This window comes from Kitasatospora sp. NPDC101801 (assembly GCF_044766665.1).
Taxonomy (GTDB): domain Bacteria; phylum Actinomycetota; class Actinomycetes; order Streptomycetales; family Streptomycetaceae; genus Kitasatospora.
In genome coordinates, this window is sequence record NZ_JBIWML010000054.1 from 13,652 (window position 1) to 36,984 (window position 23,333).

Consider the following 23,333-nt stretch of genomic DNA (forward strand, 5'->3'; position numbering starts at 1 on the left):
GGTCCCGGTGGATCGGCCTGAGCCGTCGTCAGCGGGCGTCCGGGGACGGCAGGAAGCCGGTGTCGCGGAAGTAGGCGAGGTAGCGGGCGATCACCTCCCCGGTGAGCGCGGGCGTGTGGACGCCCAGGGCCGCGACGGTGGCTGCGGTGGTACGGGAGTCGAAGTGCCGTGCCTCGGTGGTGCGCGGTGCCCGGCCGGGCTCGCCCAGGAAGAGCTGGGCGGCGTTGTCGGGGGATGCGGCCACGGCGTGCTGCCACTGTTCGGTGGGGAGGGTGTCCACCCGGTAGCCCGCGGTGCGGGCGGCGTCGAAGACCGCGTCGAGGGCCGGCGGGTCGGGGTGGGTGTGATGGAAGGTCTCGGTGCCGTCGCGGTCGGTGGTGCAGAGCGCGACGATCGAGGCGCTGACGAAGTCGACGGGCACCCAGCCGGTGGAGCCGGGGGGCAGGTCGGGGACGGCGTGGGCCTGGAGGCAGCCCTTGATGAGCTGCCAGAGCAGGTCGTGCTCCTGGCAGGCGCCGGTGCCGGTGTCGCCGCTGATCCGGCCGGGGCGGTGCAGGGTGACCGGCAGGCCGCGTTCGCGGGCCAGACCGACCAGGCCTTCGGCGACCCACTTGCTCCGGGAGTAGCCGTCCGGCAGGGCGTCGGCCGGGCCGGTCGGGGTGCGCTCGGTGATGCGGGCCGGACCGCCGGTCGGGGAGTGGACGCCGGTGGTCGACACGTAGTGCAGGCCGGGGGAGCCGGAGTCGGCGAGCAGGCGCAGCAGCTCCTCGGTGCCGGCCACGTTGGCGGGGCGCAGGTCGGCGTAGCCGGCCGCGAAGTGCACGCGCGCGCCGTTGTGCAGGACGGGGCCGAGGCGGCGGACCAAGGCGGCGCGGACCTCGGGGGTGAGCGCCAGGCCCGGGGTGGCGAGGTCGCCCGGGACCGGGTGGATCAGGGGGCGGTACCGGTCGTGCCAGAGGCCGTAGTGGCGCAGGTTGGCCTCCAGGCGGTGGGCGCCGTCGTGCTCGTCCCGGGCGCGGACGAGGCAGTCGACGGGGCCGCCGGTGGCGTCGAGGAGATCGCGGAGCAGGTACGCGCCGAGGAAGCCGGAGGCCCCGGTGAGCAGGGGCCGGGAGGAGAGCCGGGACGGGCGGGCCCGGCCGGTGATGTCCGGGGCCAGGCGGACTTCTGACGCCCAGTCGATCCGTTCGGGGGCCGTGCTCGTGCCGCCCAGCAGACCGGCGACGCCTTCGACGGTCGGGGCCGCGAACAGTGCGCGCAGCGGCAGCCGTCGGCCGAAGCGCTCCTCGATCCGCCGGGCCAGGGTGACGGCGAGCAGGGAGTGGCCGCCGAGGGCGAAGAAGTCGTCGGTGGCGCCGACCGCAGGCAGCCCGAGGGTCTGCGCGAAGACCTCGCACAGCGCGCGTTCGCGCTCGGTGCGCGGGCCGCGCCCGGCGGTCCGGGGGCCGGCGGGTGCGGGCAGGGCCCGGCGGTCGGTCTTGCCGTTGGGGGTGACCGGCAGGGCGTCGAGGCGGACGTGGGCGGAGGGCACCATGTGCTCCGGCAGGACGGCCGCCAGCAGCGCCCGTACCCGCTCGCCGTCCGGGGCGTCGTCGGACCCGCGGGCAGCCACGGTGTAGGCGACCAGGCGCCGGTCGCCCGGACGGTCCTCGCGGACGACGGCGCAGGCGGCTGCGATGCCGGGCAGGGCGGTGAGGGCCGCCTCGATCTCGCCGAGCTCGATCCGGAAGCCCCGCAGCTTGACCTGGTCGTCCACCCGGCCGAGGTACTCCAGCTCGCCGTGGCGGTCCCAGCGGGCGAGGTCGCCGGTACGGTACATCCGGCTCCCGTCGGTTGCGGAGGGGTCCGCGACGAACCGGGTGGCGGTGAGCCCGGGCCGCCCGTGGTAGCCCCGGGCCAGGCCCTCGCCCGAGACGTACAACTCGCCCGCCACGCCCGGCGGTACGGGTACCAGCCGGTCGTCGAGGACCTGGACGCGGGTGCCGTCGACGGGGGCGCCGATCGGCACCGTGCGGTCGGGGGCGAACGGCCCGTCGGGGTGCTGGAAGTCGCTCATGGTGGCGCAGACCGTGGTCTCGGTGGGCCCGTACGCGTTGACCAGGTGCCGGCCGCGGGACCAGGTGCGGGCCAGGGCGGGCGGGCAGGCCTCGCCGGCCAGCACGATGGTCGTCCCGGCGGGCAGGGAGTCGGGCGGCAGTACCGCCAGGGCGGCCGGCGGGAGGGTGAGGTGGGTGATGCCGTGGTCGCGGACGCGGTCGGCCAGGGCCGGGCCGGGGAGCAGTGCCTCCTTCGTGTCGAGCTCCAGGCAGGCCCCGGCGAGCAGGGCCATCGAGAGCTCCCAGAAGGCGGCGTCGAAGCTCACCGAGGCCAGCTGCAGGACGCGGGCGGCCGGGGTGACCCGGAGGCGTTCGCGCTGGGTGGCGGCCATCGCCGCGATGCCCCGGTGGGTGACGACCACGCCCTTGGGGCGCCCGGTGGAGCCCGAGGTGTGGATGACGTAGGCCGGGTGTTCGGGGCGGGCGGCCGGCAGCGGCCCGGGCAGGGCGGGGTGGTCGTCGCCCGGGTACAGGTGGGGGACGGTGGTGGCGGGGAGGCGGTGGTGCAGCTCGGGGGTGGTGAGCAGCAGCCGCGGCGCCGCGTCCGCCAGCATGTGGGCCAGCCGGGCGGCCGGGTAGTCGGTGTCCAGGGGCAGGTAGGCGGCGCCGGCCTTGAGGACCGCGAGCAGGGCGACGGGCAGTGAGGCGTCCCGGGGCAGCGCGACCGCGACCCGGTCCTCGGGGCCGACGCCGTGGGCGGCCAGCTGCCGGGCCAGGGTGTCGGCGCGGGCGTCGAGCTGACGGTAGGTCAGGGTGGTGTGCGGGTCGCGGACGGCGGGTGCGTCGGGGGTGTCGCGCACCCAGGCGGACAGTAGCTCGGGGAAGGTCGCGACGGTGGCGGCGGGGCCGGTGCCCCACCGGGCGAGCCGGGCCCGGTCGGTGGGGTCGAGCACCTGGTAGGCGTGCAGCGGCAGGCCCGGGTCGGTGGTGACGGCGTCGAGCAGCCGGACCAGCCGGTCGGCCAGGGTGCGGACGGTGTCGGCGTCGAAGAGGTCGGTCGCGTAGTCGACGCTCCCCAGCAGCGCGCCCGGTACGGGCCCGTCGTCCGGCGTCTCGGCGAAGGTGAACGACAGGTCGAACTTGCTGGCGCCGAGGTCCAGCGGCACCGGGTGGACGGTGAGGCCGGGCAGGTCGACGGGGGTGGCCCGGGTGTGGTTCTGCAGCACCAGCATGGTCTGGAACAGCGGGTGGTGCTGGGCCCGGGCCGGGTTGAGCAGCTCGACCAGCCGCTCGAACGGGACGTCCTGGTGCGCGTGCGCGGCCAGGTCGAACTCCTTGACCCGGTCCAGGAGTTCGCCGAACGTCGGGTCGCCGGAGAGGTCGGTGCGCAGCACCAGGGTGTTGACGAAGAAGCCGACCAGGTCGGCGGTGGCCGCGTCGGTGCGCCCGGCCACGGCGGTGCCCAGCGGGACGTCCTCCCCGGCGCCGTGCCGGGACAGCAGCAGCGCCAGGGCGGCCTGCAGCACCATGAAGGGGGTGCACCGGCCGGCCCGGGCCAGGGCCTCGATCCGGCGGGTGGTGTCGGGGCCGACGGTGAAGTGGTGGGTGGCGCCGTCGTGCCCGGCGACGGCCGGCTGCGGGCGGTCCCGGGGCAGCTCCACGCGCTCCGGCAGTCCGGCCAGGGCCTCGCGCCAGAAGGCGAGTTGACGGCCCACTGGGCTGTCGGGGTCCTGCTCGTCGCCGAGCAGCTCGCGCTGCCAGAGGGTGTAGTCGGCGTAGTCGACGGGGAGCGGGCTCCAGGCGGGGGCCGCTCCCGCCAGGCGGGCCCGGTAGGCGGTGCCGAGGTCACGGACCAGCGGGGCCAGCGAGGAGCCGTCGGCGGCGATGTGATGGATCACCAGGACCAAGACGTGGGTGCGCTCGGCGAGCCGCAGCAGCACGGCGCGGAGCGGGAGTTCCTGCTCGACGTCGATGGGTTCGGCGACGGCGGCCGCGATCCGGTCCGCGTGCTTCTCCTCGTCCACGGACTCCAGCGCGAACGGCAGCCGGACCTCCTCGGGTGCGAGGACGCGCTGCACCGGGCCGTCCGGACCGGCCGGGAAGACGGTGCGCAGGGCGGAGTGCCGGAGCAGGACGTCGCGCAGCGCCAGGCGCAGCGCGTCCGGGTCGAGCCCGCCTTCGAGGCGTACCGCGAAGGGGATGTGGTAGGTGGCGGAGGGGCCGTCGAGGCGGTGCAGGAACCACAGCCGCTGCTGCGCGGGCGAGAGCGGGAGCTCCTCGGGGTGCGGGCGGGCGGTCAGGGCCGGCCGGGCCGGGCGCCCGGCGTCCGCCAGGGCGGCGGCGAGCGAGGCGACGGTGGGGTGCTCGAACAGCGTGCGGATCTGCGCCTCGGCGTCCAGCGCGGTGCGGATGCGGCCGACCAGCAGGGTGGCGAGCAGCGAATTGCCGCCGAGCGCGAAGAAGTTGTCCTCCGCGCCGACCCGGGCCCGGCCGAGGGTCTCGGCGAAGAGCGCGGCGAGGATCTCCTCGCGGGCGCCGTGCGGCGCCCGTCCGGCGGCAGCGGTGGCGGCCCCGGCGGGGGCGTCGGGCGCGGGCAGCGCGGTGCGGTCGAGCTTGCCGTTGGCCGTCATCGGCAGGGCGGCCAGCACCTGCACGCTCGGCGGCACCAGGTGGGCGGGCAGCCGGCCGGCCAGGTGGGCGGTGAGAGCGGCAGGGTCGGCCGTGCGGCCGGTCGCCGGGACGACGTACGCGGCCAGGGCCCGGTCGCCGGGCCGGTCCTCCCGCACCACGACGCAGGCGGCCCGGACCGTCGGGTGGTCGCGCAGTGCGGCCTCGATCTCGGCGGGCTCGATCCGGTGGCCGCGCAGCTTGACCTGCTGGTCGGCGCGGCCGACGTGGACCAGGCCGATGCCCGGGGCGCGGCGCACCAGGTCGCCGGTGCGGTACATCCGGCTCCCGTCGGCCGCGAAGGGGTCGGCCACGAACCGGGTGGCGGTGAGGCCCGGCTGCCCGAGGTAGCCGCGGGCCACGCCGGGGCCCGCGAGGTACAGCTCGCCCTCGGCGCCGTCCGGGGCGGGGCGCAGCGCGCCGTCCAGGACCAGCGCCCGTACGCCGTCCAGCGGTCGGCCGATCGGCGGGATGCCGCCCGGGGCGTGCTCGGCGGGGACGCGGTGCAGCAGGGCGAAGGTGGTCGCCTCGGTGGGCCCGTACGCGTTGAGCACGCGGGTGGCGGGGTACGCGGCGGCGAGGTGCTGGAGCACACCGGGGGCGGCCGCCTCCCCGCCGCCGGCGGCCAGCCGCAGCAGGCCGAGCGCGCCGGGGTCGGTCTCGGCGAAGACGTTGAACAGCGCCGTGGTGAGGAAGGCCGCCCGGGCACCGTGCCGGGTGACGGCCTCGCGCAGCTGCTCGGGCTGGAGCACGCCGTCGGGGGCGAGGACGACCCGGCCGCCGCGCAGCAGCGGGACCCAGAGCTCGAAGGTGGCGGCGTCGAAGGCGTAGGCGGAGTGCATCAGGACGGCCTCGCCCGCCCCGTCCCGGTTCCAGGTGCGGTCGGCGGCGAGTGCGGCGATGTCGCCGTGGGTGACGCCGACGCCCTTGGGTCGGCCGGTGGAGCCCGAGGTGAACATGGTGTAGGCCAGCCGGTCACCGCCGGCCGGGGCGGGCAGCGGACCCGGGGCGTACGGCCCGCCGCTGGTGACGCGGCCGGTGTCGTCCACCGTCAGCACCCGTACCCCGGGGCCGAGTTCGCGCACCCAGGGATGGGTGGCGTGGGCGGCGTCGACGATCAGCAGGCGGGGGGCGGCGGCCGCGGTCACCTGGCCGAGCCGCTCGGCGGGCCAGCGCGGGTCCAGCGGCACGTACGCGGCACCGGCCCGGAGCACCCCGAGCGGGGCGGTGACCTGGGCGGGGGAGCGGCCCAGCAGCAGGCCGACGCCCTCCTCGGGCGCCGCACCGAGACCGGTCAGCGCCTGGGTCAGGAGGTCGGCCCGGGAGACGAGCTGACGGTAGGTCAGGCTCCCGGCCGGGCCGGTGACGGCGAGCGCCTCCGGGTGCGCGGCGGCCCGGCGGGCGACGGCGGCGGGCAGGTCGGTGGCGCGGGCGTCCGCCGCCGGCTCCGGGCCCGCCCCGGCGGCGAGCAGGGCCTCGGCCTCGCCGTCCAGCAGGACGGAGACGGTGTCGGCGCGGACGTCCAGGCCGTCGGCCAGCGCGGTCAGCAGCCTCCGCATCCGGGCGGCGGTGCGGGCCGTCCAGGCGCCGTCCAGCAGCTCGGGGCGGTGGGCGAAGGTGAGGCGCAGGGTGGCGCCGGGGGCGACGGTGAGGGTCAGCGGGTAGTGCGCGGCGTCGGCGCCCTCGATCCCGGTGACGGCCAGCCCGGGCAGGCGCTGTCCGGCGGCGGCCAGGCCCTCCTGGTCCAGCGGGTAGTTCTCGAACACCGCCAGGGTGTCGAAGAGGGTGTCGAGCCCGGTCGTGCCGCTGATCTCGGCCAGGCCGGTGTGCTGACTGCCCAGCAGCCGGGCCTGCTCGTCCTGGAACCGGGCCAGCAGCCCGGCGAGGCTCTCCCTGGCGCGCAGGGTCAGGCGGACCGGCACCGTGTTGATGAACAGTCCGATCATGGACTCGACACCGGGCAGCTCCGGCGGCCGTCCGGAGACGGTGGTGCCGAACACCACGTCGGACCGGCCGGTCAACCGGGCCAGCAGCAGGCCCCAGGCGCCCTGCACCAGGGTGTTGAGGGTCAGCCGGTGGGCCCGCGCGGTGGCGCGCAGCCGCTCGGTGGTGTCCCGGTCCAGCTCCAGCACCACGCGCTCCGGCAGCTCCCCGATGCGGCCCTGCTCCGCCGGGCCGCGCCCGGCCAGCAGGGTGGGGCCCTCCAGCCCCGCCAGGGCGGTGCGCCAGGCGTCCAGCGCGGCGGCCCGGTCCTGCCCGGCGAGCCAGGCGAGGTAGTTGCGGTAGGGGGTGACGCGCGGCAGGGCGGAGTCGTCGCCGTGGTGGGCGTACAGCTCGAACAGCTCGCGCAGCAGCAGCGGCAGCGACCAGCCGTCCAGCAGCAGGTGATGACTGGTCATCACCAGCCGGTGGCGGTCCGTCCCGGTGCGCAGCAGGGCGAACCGCATCAGCGGCGGATCGGCCAGGTCGAACCGCCGGACCCGGTCGGCGGCCAGGAACTCCCGCAGCCGGTCGGCCACCCCGCCCGGGCCCTCACCCGCCGTCAGGTCGTACGTGCGCAGCGGCACCGGCACCTGCGCGGCCACCGCCTGCACCGGCTGGTCCAGGTCCTCGTGCAGGAAGCCGACCCGCAGGTTGGCGTGGCGGCGCAGCAGCGCCGCGACGGCGGCCCGCAGCGCGGCCGGGTCGACGGTGCCCTCCAGGGTGAGGACGAACTGCGCCGTGTAGACGTCGATCGCGGCCTCGTCGTACAGGGCGTGGAACAGCATGCCCTCCTGCAAGGGCGTCAGCGGAAGTACGTCCTCGAGCTCGAACCCGGTCATGCGCGTCCACCCCACTTGGTCTTCAGTCGGTCGAGTTGGCCCTGGTCGAGGGTGACCAGGGGAAGGTCGGACGGCGTCAGGCCGCCCGCGCCGGGCCGCTCCGCGTGGTCGGCCAGCGCCCGCAGGGCCCGGTCGAAGGCGTCGGCCAGGGCGCCGACCTCCGCCTGGTCGAGCAGCTCCGCCGCCCAGGTCCAGCGCACCACCAGCCGCGGGCCGGCCGGGCCGTCCTCGGTGTGGGCGTTGATGTCCAGGACGTGGTGGACCGGCATGTCCCGGTCCTGGGCGGCCGGGGCACCGCCGTCGGGCAGCACCTCCCAGTCGCCGCCCGGCCCGGTCGCGGCGTACCGGCCGAGGTAGTTGAAGCCGATCTCGGGGTCGGGCGCCCCGGCCAGCCGGGCGGCCGCCGCCGGGTCGAGGTGGCGCAGTACGCCGTACCCGATGCCGTGGTCCGGCACCGCCCGCAGCTGCTCCTTGACGCGCTTGACGGCGCGGTCCACCACGGCGGCGTCCAACCGCTCCGGGTCGCGCGGGTCCGGCGGGCCCGGGTCGAGCAGCACGGGGTACAGGCTGGTGAACCAGCCGACCGTCCGGGACAGGTCGAGCTCGGCCGTGAGCTGTTCGCGGCCGTGGCTCTCCAGGTCGATCAGCACACCGTCACCGGCCTCGCCCCGCCGGGCCCGCAGGCTGCGGACGGCGAGTGCGAGGGCCGTGAGCAGGACGTCGTCCACCCCGGCGTGGAAGGCGGCGGGAACGGTGCTGAGCAGCGCCTCGGTGGCGGCGCCGGCCGGGTGGGTGGTGAGGGTCCTGGTCCGGGCGGCGGTGTCCCGGGCCGGGTCCAGCCGACGGGTGCCCAAGGGCGGTGCCACGGCCCGGCCCTGCGCCTCCCAGCGGGGCAGCTCGGCCGCCCGGGCGCCCTGCTCGGCGGCGGTGGCGAGCAGCCGGGCCCAGGCCCGGTAGGAGGTGGCGACGGGTGGCAGTGCGGCCCCTGGCCCGGAGGTCCAGGCGGTGACCAGGTCCTCGGCCAGGATCCGCCAGGACACCGCGTCCACCGCCAGGTGGTGCACCAGCAGCAGCAGCCGCCCGGGCACCCCCGGCCCGGCGTCGCACCACACCGCTTCGACCACCTCGCCGTGCGCGGGCCGCAACCGGCGCCGGGCCTGCTCGCCCGCCTCGGTGAGGACCGCGCGGACCTTGTCCTCCGCGTACCCGGCCGTGTCGATCCGGGTGAGGCGGGGGGCGATCCGCACGGTGCCCCGGGGCAGCGTCTCCAGTCCGGGGGCGCCCCCGGCGGTGCGGGTGACGCGGACCCGGAGCATGTCGTGGTGGTCGACCAGGGCCTGCAGCGCAGCGGTGAGCCGCTCGTGGGTGGCATCGGCGGGCGTGCGCAGCACCGCGGACTGGTGGTAGCCGTCGGTCGGGCCCGGACGGTCCAGGAACCAGGCCGCGATCGGGGTCAGCGGCATGGTGCCGACCCCGTCGTCCACCGGGGCCGCCGTCCGCGCGCCGGCGTCCTCGGCGACCAGTGCGAGCGCCTCGGGCGTGCGGTGCAGGAACACGTCCCTGGGGGTGATCCGGAGCTGGAACTCGCGGACCCGGCTGACCAGTTGGATGGAGAGGATGCTGTCACCGCCGAGCGCGAAGAAGTCGTCGTCGGTGCGCACCCCGGGCAGCCGCAGCACCGAGGCGAACGCCCCGCACAGCGCCTGCTCCCGCTCGGTGCGCGGCCGCCCGCCCGCCCGGCCGGCCGCCGGGGCGGGGAGCGCGGGCGCCGGCAGCGCCCGTCGGTCGGTCTTGCCGTTGGCCAGCAGCGGCAGCGCGTCCAGCCGGACGAAGACCGACGGGACCATCGACGGCGGCAGCACCCCGGCCAGCCGGGCGCGCAGCTCGCCGTCCTCGGGGACGGCGGCCCGGCCGGAGGCGGCCACCGTGTAGGCGACCAGCCGCTGCTCGCCCGGACGGTCCTCGCGGACCAGCACGCAGGCGGCCCCGACGCCCTCGACCGCGGTCAGCGCGGCCTCGATCTCGCCGGGCTCCATCCGCACGCCGTGCAGCTTGACCTGGTCGTCGGCCCGGCCCAGGTAGCCGAGCCGCCCGTCCGCGTCGCGCCGCACCAGGTCGCCGGTGCGGTACATCCGGCTGCCGTCGGCGGCGAAGGGGTCGGCGGTGAACCGTCCGGCGGTCAGGCCCGGCCGGCCCAGATAGCCGCGCGCCAGGCCCTCGCCCGCCAGGTACAACTCGCCCACCACGCCAGCCGGGACGGGGCGCAGCGCACCGTCCAGGACGTACGCGCGGGTGTTGTCGACGGGGTGCCCGAGCGGCACCGAGCCCTCGCGGTCCCCGCCGCCGTACCGGTGGGCGGTGGCGTCGATGGTCGCCTCGGTCGGTCCGTACAGGTTGTGGGCCTCCACGCCCCAGGCCCGTACGGTGCGCTCGGCCAGTGCCACGGGCAGCGGCTCGCCGCCGCACAGGACGGCCCGCAGCGCGGCCGGCGGCTCCTCGTGCTCGGTCTCGCCGAGCACCAGGGCCAGCAGCGAGGGCACGAACTGAGCCACCGTCACCCCCTCGGCCCGCATCCGGGCCAGCAGCGCGGCCGGGTCATGGGTCAGGTCCGGCGGCACCGGGCAGGTGGCACCGCCGTGCAGCAGCGGCAGCCAGGTCTCCCAGACCGAGGCGTCGAAGCCCGGCGAGGTGCGGGCCAGCACCCGGTCGGCACCGGTGAGTTCGAGGTGGTCCGCCATCCAGGCCATGTGGTTGGTGAGCGCGGCGTGGGTGACCACCACGCCCTTGGGGCGGCCGGTGGAGCCCGAGGTGTGGATGACGTACGCGGCGTCCAGCGGCCCGGGGGTGTCGAGGTCCGCCTCCGGGCCGGTGGGTGCCCCGTCCACGGTGAGCACCGGGACCGGCAGCTCCGGCAGCGCCGCGCGGACCTGCTCCGAGGTGAGCAGCAGGACCGGCCGGGCGTCCTCGACCACCGACCGGAGCCGGGCGGCCGGGTGGTCCGGGTCGAGCGGCAGCCAGGCCGCCCCGGCCTTGGCCACCGCCAGCATCGCCACCACCTGGTGGGCCGTGCCCGGCAGGGCCAGCGCCACCACCTCCCCGCGTCGGACACCCCGGCCGCGCAGCCGCCGGGCCAGCGCGTCGGAGCGGAGGTCGAGTTCGGCGAAGGTCAGGCTGCGGGCGCCGTCCCGGACGGCGAGCGCGTCGGGGGTGCGGTCGCGCTGGGCCCGGAACGCCCCGGGCACGGTGCGCTCGGGCACCCGACGGACCGCGCCGTGCCCGGCCCGCAGCAGGGCGGCCGTCTCCTCCGGCGCCAGCACGGTGACGGCACCCACCCGCTGTGCGGGGTCGGCGCCGAGCGAGCCCAGCAGCCGGACCAGCCGGTCGGCGAGCGCGCGGGCGGTGGCGGGCGCGAACAGGTCGGTGGCGAACTCGAGCGTCCCGTCCAACCCGGCCGGGCGCCCCTGGCCGTCGCGGCGCTCGGTGAAGGTGAAGGTCAGGTCGAACTTGCTGATGCCGGTGCGCACCTGCTGCTCCGTCACCGTCAGGCCCGGCAGTTCGACGGCCGCGCCGGCCTGGTTCTGCAGCACCAGCATGGTCTGGAACAGCGGGTGGCGGCTCTGGGTGCGCTGCGGGTCCAGCGCGTCCACCAGCCGCTCGAACGGCACGTCCTGGTGGGCGTAGGCGGCGAGGTCGAAGTCCCGCACCCGGTCCAGGACCTGATCGAAGGTCGGGTCGCCGCTCAGGTCGGTGCGCAGCACCAGCGTGTTGACGAAGAAGCCGACCAGGTCGTCCAGCGCCTCGTCGGTGCGTCCGGCCACCGGGGTGCCGAGCGGGATGTCCTCGCCGGCCCCGTGCGCCCGGAACAGCACGGCGAGCGCGGCCTGGAGCACCATGAACAGACTGCTGCCGCGCGAGCGGGCCAGCTCGGCGAGCGCGCGGTGCGTCACGGCGTCCACCGGGAAGGCGAACGCCTCGCCCCGGTGGCTGGCAACGGCCGGGCGCGGCCGGTCGAGCGGCAGGTCGAGCAGGTCTGGCAGGCCGTCGAGCGCGGAGCGCCAGTACGCGAGCTGCCGGGCGGCCGGTGCGGCGGGGTCGTCCTCGTCGCCGAGCAGCGCGCGCTGCCAGAGGGTGTAGTCGGCGTACTGGACGGGCAGTTCGGGCCAGTCGGGGGCGGTCCCGCCGGTGCGGGCGCGGTAGGCCGTGCCCAGGTCGCGGGCGAGCGGCTCCAGCGACCAGCCGTCCCCGGCGATGTGGTGCAGCAGCAGCACCAGGACGTGCGCGTCCTCACCCAGCCGCAGCAGCCGGGCCCGGACGGGGCGCTCGCGGCTGACGTCGAAGGTGTGCGCGGTCTCGGCGCTCAGCACGGTGTCCAGCTGCGCCGGGTCGACCTGGCGGGGCGTCAGGTCGAGGTCGGCGCCCGCCGCGTCCAGCACCCGCTGGCTCGGCACCCCCGCGGTGTCCGGGAAGACGGTGCGCAGGCTCTCGTGCCGCCCGACCACGTCGGCCAGGGCCCGGGCGAGGGCGTCCCCGTCCAGCGGCCCGTCCAGCCGGAGCACCAGCGGCACGTTGTAGGTGGCGCTCGGCCCCTCGAAGCGGTGCAGGAACCACAGGCGCTGCTGGGCGGGGGAGAGCGGCATCGGGTCGGGCCGGTGGGCGGCCCGCTCCAGGCGGGCCCGGGCCGTGTCCGCGCCGTCGAGGGCGGCGGCCAGCCGGGCCGGGGTGGGGTGGTCGAAGACGGTCCGCACCTCGACCTCCAGGTCGAGCACCGCGCGCAGCCGGGCGGCCAGCCGGGTGGCGAGCAGCGAGTGGCCGCCGAGGGCGAAGAAGTCGTCGTCCGCGCCGACCACCGGGCGGCCGAGCAGGTCGGCGAAGACCGCGCAGACCACCTCCTCCCGGGCGGTGCGCGGCGCCCGGCCCGGAACGGCGGTGGACTGGGCCGGTACCGGCAGGGCGGCGCGGTCCACCTTCCCGTTCGGGGTGAGTGGGAGCGCCGCCAGCGGCACGATCGCGGACGGCACCAGGTAGCCGGGCAGCACCCGGGCCAACTCCAGGGCCAGCTCCCGGGCCATCCCGGCCGGGTCGGCGCCGGTGCCGGCCGTGGGGACCACGTACGCGACCAGCCGGCGGTCGCCGGGCAGGTCCTCGCGGACCAGGGCGAAGGCGTCGGCCACCTCGGGGCGGGCCGACAGGGCTCCTTCGACCTCGCCCAACTCGATCCGGTAGCCGCGCAGTTTGACCTGGCCGTCGGCCCGCGAGACGTAGGCGATCTGTCCCTCCGGGGTCCAGCGGACCAGGTCGCCGGTGCGGTACATCCGGCTGCCGTCGGCGGCGAACGGGTCGGCGACGAAGCGTCCGGCGGTCAGGCCGGGGCGGCCCAGGTAGCCGCGGGCCACGCCCCGGCCGGCCAGGTACAGCTCGCCGACCACGCCCGGGGGCACCGGCGCGAGGGCGGCGTCCAGGACGTGCAGCCGCATGCCGTCCAGCGGCCGCCCGATCGGCGGCGGCCCGGCCGGGAGGTCGGCGGTGACGGCGTACCGGGTGGCGAAGGTGGTGGTCTCGGTGGGGCCGTAGACGTGCAGCACCCGGGCCCCGGGCGCGGTGGCCGCGACCCGCTGCATGGCATCGGGCGAGGCCAGCTCGCCGCCCGCGCAGACCACCCGCAGGCCGGTGAAGGCGCCCGGGTCGGTCTCCGCGATCACGTTGAACAGCGCGGTGGTCAGGAAGACCGCCGTGACGCCGTGGTCGTGGACGGCGGCGTCCAGGGTGCGGGCCTCCAGCAGCCCGTCCGGGGCGACCACCACCCGGCCGCCGTTCAGCAGCGGCGCCCAGATCTCGAAGGTGGAGGCGTCGAAGACGTACGCGGAGTGCATCAGCACCGCGTCCGCGGCGCCGTCGGACCACGCGGCGTCCTCCGCCAGGGCGGCGACGTCGGCTTGGGTGACGCCGACGCCCTTGGGCAGGCCGGTGGAGCCGGAGGTGAACATCACGTACGCCAGGGAATCCGGGCCCGGCACCCGCTCCGGACGGCTGGGCCGCCCTGGCGCGCCCCGCAGGACGCGGCCCTGACGGTCCAGCACCACCAGCGGCAGGGTGGCCGCCCGGTCGGCCACCCACGGGGTGGCGGCGCTCTCCTCGTCGACCAGCAGCAGGCGGGGCTCCGCCACGGCGGCGACCTGGTCCAGCCGCTCGGCGGGCCAGCGGGCGTCCAGCGGGACGTACGCGGCCGCCGCGCGGACCGTGCCGAGCGAGGCCGTCACCACGGCGGCCGAGCGGCCGAGCAGCACGCCGACGGCGTCCTCCGGGCCGATGCCGTGACCGGCCAGGACGACCGCGAGCTCGGCGGAGGCCCGGTCCAGCTCGGCGTAGGAGAGGGTGACCGCGCCGTCGGTGACGGCGGGGGCGCCGGGCGTGCGGTGTGCCTGGCGGGCGAACAGCGCGGGCAGGGTACCGGCGGCCGGGGGCAGCGGGTGCGCCGCGCCCCAGTGCGAGACCCGGCGGTGCTCCTCGGCGGTGAGCAGCTCGTACCCGGACAGGCGCTGGTCGGGTGCGGCCACCGCCTGCTCCAGCAGCCGCACCAGCCGGGCCGCCAGCGCCTCGGCGGTGGCCCGGTCGAACAGCGCGGTGGCGTACTCGAGCCCGGCGGAGAGGACGGGTGCCGTGCCGTCCGGGCCCGGCTCCGCGCCGAAGGAGAAGGTCAGGTCGAACTTGCTCAGGCCGTTGTGGACCAGGCGCTGCTCGACGGTGAGACCGGGCAGCTCGGGACGGCCGGCCTGCTGGTTCTGCAGCACCACCATGGTCTGGAACAGCGGGTGGTGGTCCCGGGCCCGGACCGGGTTCAGGCTCTCCACCAGCCGCTCGAACGGCACGTCCTGGTGGGCGAACGCCGCCAGGTCGAACTCCCGCACCCGGTGCAGCAGCTCACGGAACGTCGGGTCGCCGGAGAGGTCGGTGCGCAGCACCAGCGTGTTGACGAAGAAGCCGACCAGCTCCTCCAGCGCCTCCTCGCCGCGCCCGGCCACCGGGGTGCCCAAGGGGATGTCCTCGCCCGCGCCGTGCCGATGCAGCAGGGCGGCCACGGCCGCCTGCAGCACCATGAACAGGGTGCTCCCGGTGCCCCGCGCGAGGCCGAGCAGCGCGGTGTGCAGGGCGGGCGGGAGGTCGAACTCCACCACGGCGCCGCGGGCGTCCGCGGTCGCCGGTCGGGGGTGGTCCAGCGGCAGGTCGAGCAGGGCGGGCAGACCGGCCAGCGCCCGGCGCCAGTGGTCGAGCTGACGGGGCAGCAGCTCCCCGTCCTCGCCCAGCAGTTCGCGCTGCCAGAGGGTGTAGTCGGCGTACTGCAGCGGCGCCGCCGGGAGCGCTCCCGCGGCCTGCGGGCCGGTCAGGCGGGCCCGGTAGGCCTCGGCGAGGTCCCGGGTCAGTGGGCCGAGCGACCAACCGTCGCCCGCGATGTGGTGCAGCACCAGCACCAGCACGTGGTGCCCGGGCGCGGCGCGCAGCAGCCGGGCGCGGAGCGGCGGGTCGGTGAGCACGTCGAAGGGCTCGCCGACGGCGGCCAGCACGGCTGCCTCCAGGTCCTTCGGCGCGGTGCTCTCCACCGGTGGCCGGGGCGCGGCGGCCTCGGCGGGGAGGACGAGCTGACGGGGCGTGCCGTCCCGTTCGGGGAAGACGGTGCGCAGGGCCTCGTGCCGCTCCACCACGTCGAGCAGGGCGCCGCGCAGGGCGTCCGGGTCCAGGGTGCCGCGCAGCTCCAGGACCAGCGGGAGGTTGTAGGTGGAGCCGGGGCCGTCCATCCGGTTGAGGAACCAGAGCCGGCTCTGGGCGGCGGACAGCGGTAGCGGGTCGGGGCGGTCGGCGTGGCCGGTGCGGGTGAGCGCGGGCCGGCCGGGCGCCGCCGGGTCCAGGACGCGGGCCAACGCGGCGGCGGTTGGGTGCTCGAACAGGGTGCGCACCGTCAGGTCCGCGCCGAGCACGCCCCGGATCCGGCTGACCACCCGCATGGCCAGCAGCGAGTGCCCGCCGAGGTCGAAGAAGCTCTGCTGCGGTCCCACCGAGGAACGCGCCAGCACCTCGGCGAAGATCCCGGTCAGCAGCTCCTCCCGCAGCGTCTGCGGGCGGGCTCCGGCCGGTGACGGGGTGTCGGCGGGTACGGGCAGGGCCCGGCGGTCCACCTTGCCGTTGGGCAGCAGCGGGAGCCCGTCCAGCAGGACCACCGCGTCGGGCACCAGATGGTGGGGCAGCACCTCGGCCAGGGCGTCCCGCAGCGCGGTGGCGGTCGGGGCCGGCTCGGCCGGGACGGCGTACGCGACCAGGCGCGGCCGCCCGGGGAGGTCCTCGCGGACCAGCACGCAGGCGGCCGCCACCGCCGGCAGCTCCAGCAGGGCTGCCGCCACCTCGCCGGGTTCGATCCGGAACCCGCGCAGTTTGACCTGGTCGTCGGCGCGGGCCACGTGGTGCAGCAGGCCGTCCCCGTCGAAACGGGCCAGGTCGCCGGTGCGGTACATCCGGGCCCCGGGGGCCCCGAAGGGGTCGGCGACGAACCGGGAGGCGGTGAGCCCGGGGCGGTCGTGGTAGCCGAGGGCGAGGTTGGCGCCGGCCAGGTACAGCTCCCCGGTGACACCGGGCGGCACGGGGCGCAGCCGCCGGTCCAGCACGTAGGCGCGCATGCCGTCGACCGGCCGCCCGATGGGCACCGATCCGGCGCGGGCCGCCCCGGCGCCGGAGCGGCCGACGCGGTGGGCGGTGGCGTCGATGGTCGCCTCGGTCGGCCCGTACAGGTTGTGCGGCTCGGCCCGCCAGCGGTCGGCGACGGCCTCGGCCAGGGTGCGCGGCAGCGTCTCGCCGCCGCACAGGACGGCGCGCAGGCTGGCCGGCGGTGCGGCGGCGGTGTCGTCGGAGTCGTCCGCGAGCAGCAGGGCCAGGTGGGAGGGGACGAACTGAGCCACCGTCACGTCGAAGCGGCGCATCCAGGCGAGCAGTTCGCGCGGCTCCCGGTTGGCTCCGGCGGGCGTCACGCAGACCTCGGCGCCCTGGGTGAGCGGCAGCCAGAGCTCCCAGACCGAGGCGTCGAAGCTGGTCGAGGTGCGCGCCAGCACCCGGTCGGAGGGGGTGAGTTCGAGGTGGTCCGCCATCCAGTGCATGTGGTTGGCGAGGGCCAGGTGCGGGACGACCACACCCTTGGGGCGGCCGGTCGACCCGGAGGTGTAGATGACGTAGGCCGGGTCCGAGGGGCGCGGCCGGGGGAGCGGACCGGGAGCGGCCGGGGCGCGGAGCTCCGGGTCGTCCAGGCCGAGCCGGGGGAGGTCGCCCGCCGGGAGGTCGGCCGGGACTCCGGCGCCGGTGACCAGCAGGACGGGCCGGGCGTCCGCCAGCATCTGCCGGACGCGGGCGGGCGGGTAGTCGGGGTCGACGGGGACGTAGGCGGCCCCGGTCCGGAGCACGGCCAGCATGGCGACGGCGGTGTCCACGGAGGGCGGGACGGCGAGCGCGACCAGCGTGCCGGGCCCGGCACCGCGCCGGCGCAGGGCGTGGGCCAGCGCGTCGGCCCGGGCGTCCAGCTCGGCGTAGCCGAGCCGGGTGTGCGCGTCCCGGACGGCGGGGGCGTCCGGGGTGCGGGCCGCCCAGGCGGCGACCGCCTCGGGCACGGTCCGCGAGGGCAGCGGGCGGCGGGCGCCGAGCCCCAGCTCCAGCACCCGCGCGCGCTCCTGCGCGGTGAGCGGGTCGAGGTCGCCGACCGTCCGGTCGGGATCGCCCACCGCCTCGGCCAGCAGATGGGCGAACCGGTCGGCGAGCGCCCGGGCCGTGCTCCGGTCGAACAGGTCGGTGGCGTACTCCAGGTACCCGCCGAGCGCGGTGCCCGGGCCGTGCCCGGTCCCGGCCGTCCCGGCCGTCTCAGCCGTCTCGGCCAGTGAGAAGGTCAGGTCGAACTTGCTGGTCCCGGGGTGCCGGGACAGGTCGCGGACGGTGACCCCCGGCAGGTCCAGCTCCGCGCGCTGCTGGTTCTGCAGCACCAGCATGGTCTGGAACAGCGGGTGGTGGCCGGCGGAGCGCTCCGGGTTGAGGCCCTCGACCAGGCGCTCGAACGGCAGGTCGGCGTGGGCGAACGCCGCGAGGTCGAACTCCCGCACCCGGGTGAGCAGTTCGCGGAAGGTCGGGTCGCCCGAGAGGTCGGTGCGCAGCACCACGGTGTTGACGAAGAAGCCGACCAGCTCCTCCAGCGCCTCATCGGTGCGGCCGGCCAGCGCGGCGCCGACCGGGATGTCGGTACCGGCGCCGTGCGTGTGCAGCGTCACCGCGAGCGCGGCCTGGAGCACCATGAACGGCGTGCAGCCCGACTCCCGGGCGAGCCGGACCAGGCGCGCGTACGCCTCGGCGGGCAGCTCGAACGGCACCGCGTCGCCCCGGTGGCTCGGCGCCGCCGGGCGCGGGCGGTCCAGGGGCAGCGACAGCAGGTCGGGCGCGCCGGCCAGCGCGCCCCGCCAGAAGGCGAGCTGACGGGAGGTCAGGCTCTGCGGGACGTCGTCGGCGCCGAGCAGCCCGCGCTGCCAGAGCGCGTAGTCGGCGTACTGGACGCGCAGGGCCGGCCAGTCGGGGGCGGCGCCCGCCGTCCGGGCCCGGTGGGCGGTGGCGAGGTCCCGGCAGAGCGGGGCTAGCGACCAGCCGTCCGCGCTGACGTGGTGCAGCACCAGGACCAGCACGTGCCGGTCCGGTCCGGTCCGCAGCAGCCGGGCACGCACCGGGAGGTCGGTGGTGAGGTCGAAGGGCGCCGCGGTCAGCCGGTCCACCACGGCCCTGGTCCACTCCTCGGCCGGCTCGCCCGGCGGGAGCGTCTCGACGGTGAGCGGGACCAGCGGCAGGGCGGCCTGCGGGGTGAGCACGCTCTGCTGCGGCGTACCGTCCCGCTCGGGCAGCACCGTCCGCAGGCTCTCGTGCCGGGCGACCACGTCGCCGAGCGCCGCGCGCAGCGCCGCGGTGTCGAGCGGCCCGTCCAGCGCGAGGACCAGCGGGAGGTTGTAGGTGGCGTCCGCGCCCTCCGCCTGGCTGAGGAACCACAGGCGGTGCTGCGCGGAGGACAGCGGTACGGGGTCGGGCCGGGGCCCGGCGGCGACGTCGGGCCGCACCGGCTCGGCCGGGCCCAGCACGGCGGCCAGCTCGGCGACGGTGGGGTGTTCGAACACCTGGCGCAGGGTGGGCTCGGTACCCGTCGCGGCCCGGATCCGGCCGATCAGCCGGGTGGCGAGCAGCGAGTGGCCGCCGAGGGCGAAGAAGTCGTCGTCGACACCGACGGCCGGCAGCCCGAGCACGTCGGCGAACAGGGCGGCGAGCAGCTCCTCCTGCGGGGTGCCCGGGGCGGCGGCGGCCCCGGCCGCGGTGGGGCCCTGCGGGGCGGGCAGCGCCTGCCGGTCGAGCTTCCCGTTCGCGTTCAGCGGCAGCGCGTCGAGCAGCACGAACGCGGCGGGCACCAGGTACGCGGGCAGCACCCGGGCGAGCGCGCGGCCCAGCTCCGGACCGTCCGGCCGGGCTCCGGCGGCCGGCACCACGTAGCCGACCAGCCGGGGGTTGCCCGGGACGTCCTCGCGGACCAGCACGCGCGCGTCCCGCACGCCCGGGAGGGCGAGCAGGGCGTACTCGATCTCGGCGGGCTCGATCCGGAAACCGCGCAGCTTGACCTGGCCGTCGGCCCGTCCCACGTACTCGACGGCGCCGTCCCCGGTCCAGCGGACCAGGTCGCCGGTCCGGTACATCCGGGCGCCGCCCGGGGCGTGCGGGTCGGCCAGGAACCGGGTCGCGGTGAGACCGGGGCGGCCCAGGTAGCCGCGGGCGACGCCGGTGCCGCCCACGTACAGCTCGCCGACCACGCCGGGCGGCACCGGGCGGAGCGCCTGGTCGAGCACGTACAGGCGGGTCCCGTCGAGCGGGCCGCCGATCGGCGGTACCCCGTCGGGCCCGGGCCGGACATGGTGGCGGCTGGCGAAGGTGGTGGTCTCGGTGGGCCCGTAGACGTGCAGCACCCGGGTCTGCGGCGCCGCCGCGGCGACCCGCTGCATCAGCTCCGGCGAGGCAGCCTCGCCGCCCGCCGCGACCACGCGCAGGCCGGCGAACGCGGCCGGGTCGGTCCGGGCGATCTCGTTGAACAGCGCCGTGGTCAGGAAGACCGCGCTCACTCCGTCCCGGGCCACGGCCGCCGTCAGTGTCCGGGCGTCCAGCACCCCGGGCGGGGCGACCACCACCCGGCCGCCGCGCAGCAGCGGGGCCCAGATCTCGAAGGTGGAGGCGTCGAAGACGTAGGCCGAGTGCATCAGCACCGCCGCGCAGGTGCCGTCGCTCCAGGTGCGGTCGGCCGCCAGGGCGAGGACGTCCGCGTGCGAGACGCCGACGCCCTTGGGCAGGCCGGTGGAGCCGGAGGTGAAGGCGGTGTACGCGAGCTGGTCGGCGCTGATCCGCCGGGGCAGCGGGCCCGGTCGGTCAGGGGCACCGCGCAGCACGGTGCCGAGCCGGTCGACCACCAGCACCGGCAGCCGCTCGGCCGCGCCCTGCACCCAGCCGCTCCCGGCCGCCTCCTCGTCCACCACCAGCGCGCGGACCCGGCCGATCTCGGCCACCCGGTCCAGGCGCGCGTCCGGCCAGGCGGCGTCCATCGGCACGTACCCGGCACCGGCGGTCACCGCACCGAGCGAGGCGGTCACCACGGCGGCCGAGCGGCCGGTCAGCACACCGACGCCGTCCTCCGCCCGCAGGCCCCAGCCGACCAGTTGGCCGGCCAGCGCGGCGGCGGTCAGCTCCAGGTCCCGGTACGAGAGCGTCAGCGGGCCGTCCACCACGGCGGGGGAGCCGGGCGCGCTGCGGGCCTGTGCCGCGAACGCCTCCGGCAGGCTGGTCACCGTCAGGTCGGCGGGCAGCTCGGCCCCCCGGCCCTGGTCCAGCAGCTCCGCCGCGGCCCGGCCCTCCGTCAGTGGCAGGTCGTTGACGAGGGTGGTGCTGTCCGCAGCGGTGAAGGCGGTCAGGAAGCCGATCACGGCCTGCTGGTGCAGCCGGACGTCCTCGGGGTCGTACAGGTCCGGGTTGGTGTCGAAGCCGATCAGCGGGCCGGTGCCCTCCGACCGTTCCGACACGAACAGCGAGATGTCGTCCACCGGGCCGATCGACAGCACCCGGGAGGTGGCCCGGCTGCCCGCGAACTCCAGGTCGTAGTCGTACCCCATGATGTTCACCACGAGGTCGGTCAGCTGCGCCACCCCGTCCGCCCGGTGGAGTTCGCGGGCCAGCTGCTCGCGGGAGAAGCGCCGGTGGCGCAGGGCGGCGCGCATCTCGCCCGCGACACCGCGCACCAGCTCCTCGACCGTCAGCCCGGGAGTGAGCGCCAGCGGTACGGGAAGCACGGTGGCGGTCATGCCGATCGCCTCCCGCAGCCCGCCGGGGCGCCCGTGCGAGGCCAGGCCGACGCAGACCTCCCGCCGCCCGGTGACCCGCCCGGTGTACGCGGCGAGCGCCGCGACCAGCACGGCGCTCCAGGTGGTACGGCCCGCCTTCGCCAACCGCCGCAGGCCGTCGAACACGGCGAGCGGCAGCGTCTCCCCGGTGTGCAGGGCCGTCGTGGTCCCGCCCGGGCCCGGCAGGCCGGTCCGCCTGCGCAGCAGCGGGAAGCCGCCCCCGTCCTCGTTTCCATTGCCGGCGCCCGTCCGCCCGGCGAACCGCTCGGTCCAGTACGCGCGGTCGGCCTGGTACCCGTCCGAGGCGCGGTACTCCGCCTCGTCCGCCACCAGGGCCCGCAGCGAGTCACCGGGCAGCTCCGCCGACGTGAGGTCCTCGCCGGCCGCCGCCCGGGTGTAGAGCTCGGCCACCGACCGGGCCACCAGGGCGCCGCTCAGGCCGTCCATCGCGATGTGGTGGTACCGGACGTACCAGTGGTGGAGCTCAGGCCCCAGCCGCAGCAGCGCCCAGTGGTGGGTGGGCGACGCCAGGTCGTCGACGGCGGCCATGTCCTCGGCCATGTACCGCTCCGACGCCGCCCGGGGGTCCTCGGCGCCGGCCAGGTCCACCAGGCGCAGCCGGTTCGTGACCCGGGCCGGGCGGACGATCCGCTGGTAGGGCTGCCCGTCCTCGGTGACGAACGCCGTGTTGAGGCTCTCGCAGTGGTGGACCACGCGGTCGACCACTGCGGCGAAGAGTCTCTCGTCGAGCGTTCCTCTGATCTCCAGGCATTCTCCGATGTTGTACTTCGGACTGCCGGGATCGAACAACTGGCCGTACCACACTCCCTCCTGGGCCGCAGTCAGGGAGAGGAGGCCAGGGGCGGTTTCCACCGTGCGGACAGGGCTGTTTTCGGGCATGCCGACGACACCTTCGGTGAGGTTTTCCAATGGTGAACGGATGAATTGCCGCAGGGCGCCGGTCAGCCGCACACGGCTGACCGGGCACTACCCCGAGGCGGTCAATCCAACGATGGGGAAAATGCGTTCGAATCCCCGGGGAGCACTGGACCCGGCAGTGAACGCTCGCGCCAGTCCGACGGCGCGTCAGTCCGCGTCAGCCGGCGTCGGCCTCCATGGCTGCCACCAGGCTGGCGGGGCGCATGTCGGTCCAGGCGCTCTCGATCAGCTCCAGGCAGTCCTGTCGCGAGCCCTCCGCCCCCACGCGCCCCCAGCCCCCCGGCAGGTCGAGCTGTGCGGGCCACAGCGAGTACTGTGCCTCGGAATTCACCAGTACGACGAAGCGTCCGGATTCGTCATCGAACGGATTGCTCATAGGTCCCCACCCCTTGTCAGTAGTTCGTCGCCCGTCCTCGACGGGCGGTGGTCCCGAGTGCGCCGGTGCGCGTATCCCCGATTTTCCTGCGCCGGGCCCGGGCGTGCGAGCCATGCGGTACCCGTGACGGCGTACAGCTTCCCTCGGAAAACATATCTATGCATGTCACTTATGAAGATTAATCCTGGGCAACATGGGCCTTGTGATGATCGCCGGAAGCCAATCGGTCATATGCGCGAATAGAGCGGCATCTCTGTCATATGCCTGTGGCCAGTCCAGGCCGTGTACTTGATGTCGAGACATCGATTCATCATAGTCTGTCCATATATATCCACCGGGGGTTGGTCGGCGTGCAGCCGGGCACGTGATTGCTCCCCTGGCTCCTTTTCACTCCGATGGCGCCTCCGCGCGCCCCATCTGCGCCTGAGCGCACCGGGTGATCCGGGCGTCGGTCGGCCGACCGTCCGCTCCCGTTCACTGGCACCAGCCCGTCGCCGGCGCGGGGCAGGGTCGGGTGGTGGCCGGCCGACGGTCTCGGTCGGGGGGCGCTGCGCAGGTTCCTCCGATGTGCCATGACAGACCCTTGCCGAGCGTCGCGGCCACCGCTTTCCGCGCGGCCCACTCGGTGTCGTGGCCGGGCCGCACCTCATCGCGGCTGGTCTCTCCTGCCGGCGAGGTCCCCTGAGCGTTCCCCGTCGCTCCCGGGGGGTCGGCCCAGTCGCGAGCCCAGCAGCAGCCGCCTCGCGCATGTCCGCTCTCCGGCAGGTGCCGGCCGCGACGGCCTGCCCGGCCGCCGCCAGCTCGACCCTGCTGATGTAGCTGCTGGCGTACCTGCTGCTGCCGCCACCCCCGACCTCGTTAAGGTTGGGCATCTGCCCAAGGGGCGCATGGCGGGCGTAGGGTCGGGCCGCCCGGCCGGCGCTCCGCCCGTTCCAGAACCGTTGGCCCTGCCCCGCTTTGACGGACACCTGAGTGGACGTTAAGTCCCTTTTCTCTCCGTTCGTGATCGCTCGTACGTGTGAACGTCGGCTGTACTGGCGTGCCTGTCGTGGTTCGGGTGATGTTC

Annotated in this window: 3 protein-coding genes; all 3 read right to left on the reverse strand. The window is 76.3% G+C overall.

Annotated elements, in window-relative coordinates; all coding sequences use genetic code 11:
- Positions 1-28: 28 nt before the first annotated feature.
- The 3 genes from ACIRPK_RS33995 to ACIRPK_RS34005 all read right to left on the reverse strand — a co-directional run bounded on the left by ACIRPK_RS33995 (position 29) and on the right by ACIRPK_RS34005 (position 22,267).
- Complete coding sequence (locus tag ACIRPK_RS33995) at positions 29-7,525, reverse strand: amino acid adenylation domain-containing protein (RefSeq protein WP_403046040.1); 7,497 nt, start codon at positions 7,523-7,525, stop codon at positions 29-31.
- Positions 7,522-21,852, reverse strand: a complete 14,331-nt coding sequence (locus ACIRPK_RS34000) for an amino acid adenylation domain-containing protein (RefSeq protein ID WP_403046043.1) — start codon at positions 21,850-21,852, stop codon at positions 7,522-7,524. The genes ACIRPK_RS33995 and ACIRPK_RS34000 overlap by 4 nt, the downstream gene beginning before the upstream one ends.
- Positions 21,853-22,048: 196 nt before the next feature.
- Positions 22,049-22,267, reverse strand: coding sequence for an MbtH family protein (locus tag ACIRPK_RS34005; RefSeq protein ID WP_403046046.1), 219 nt, complete (start codon positions 22,265-22,267; stop codon positions 22,049-22,051).
- Between the last annotated feature and the right edge of the window lie 1,066 nt (positions 22,268-23,333).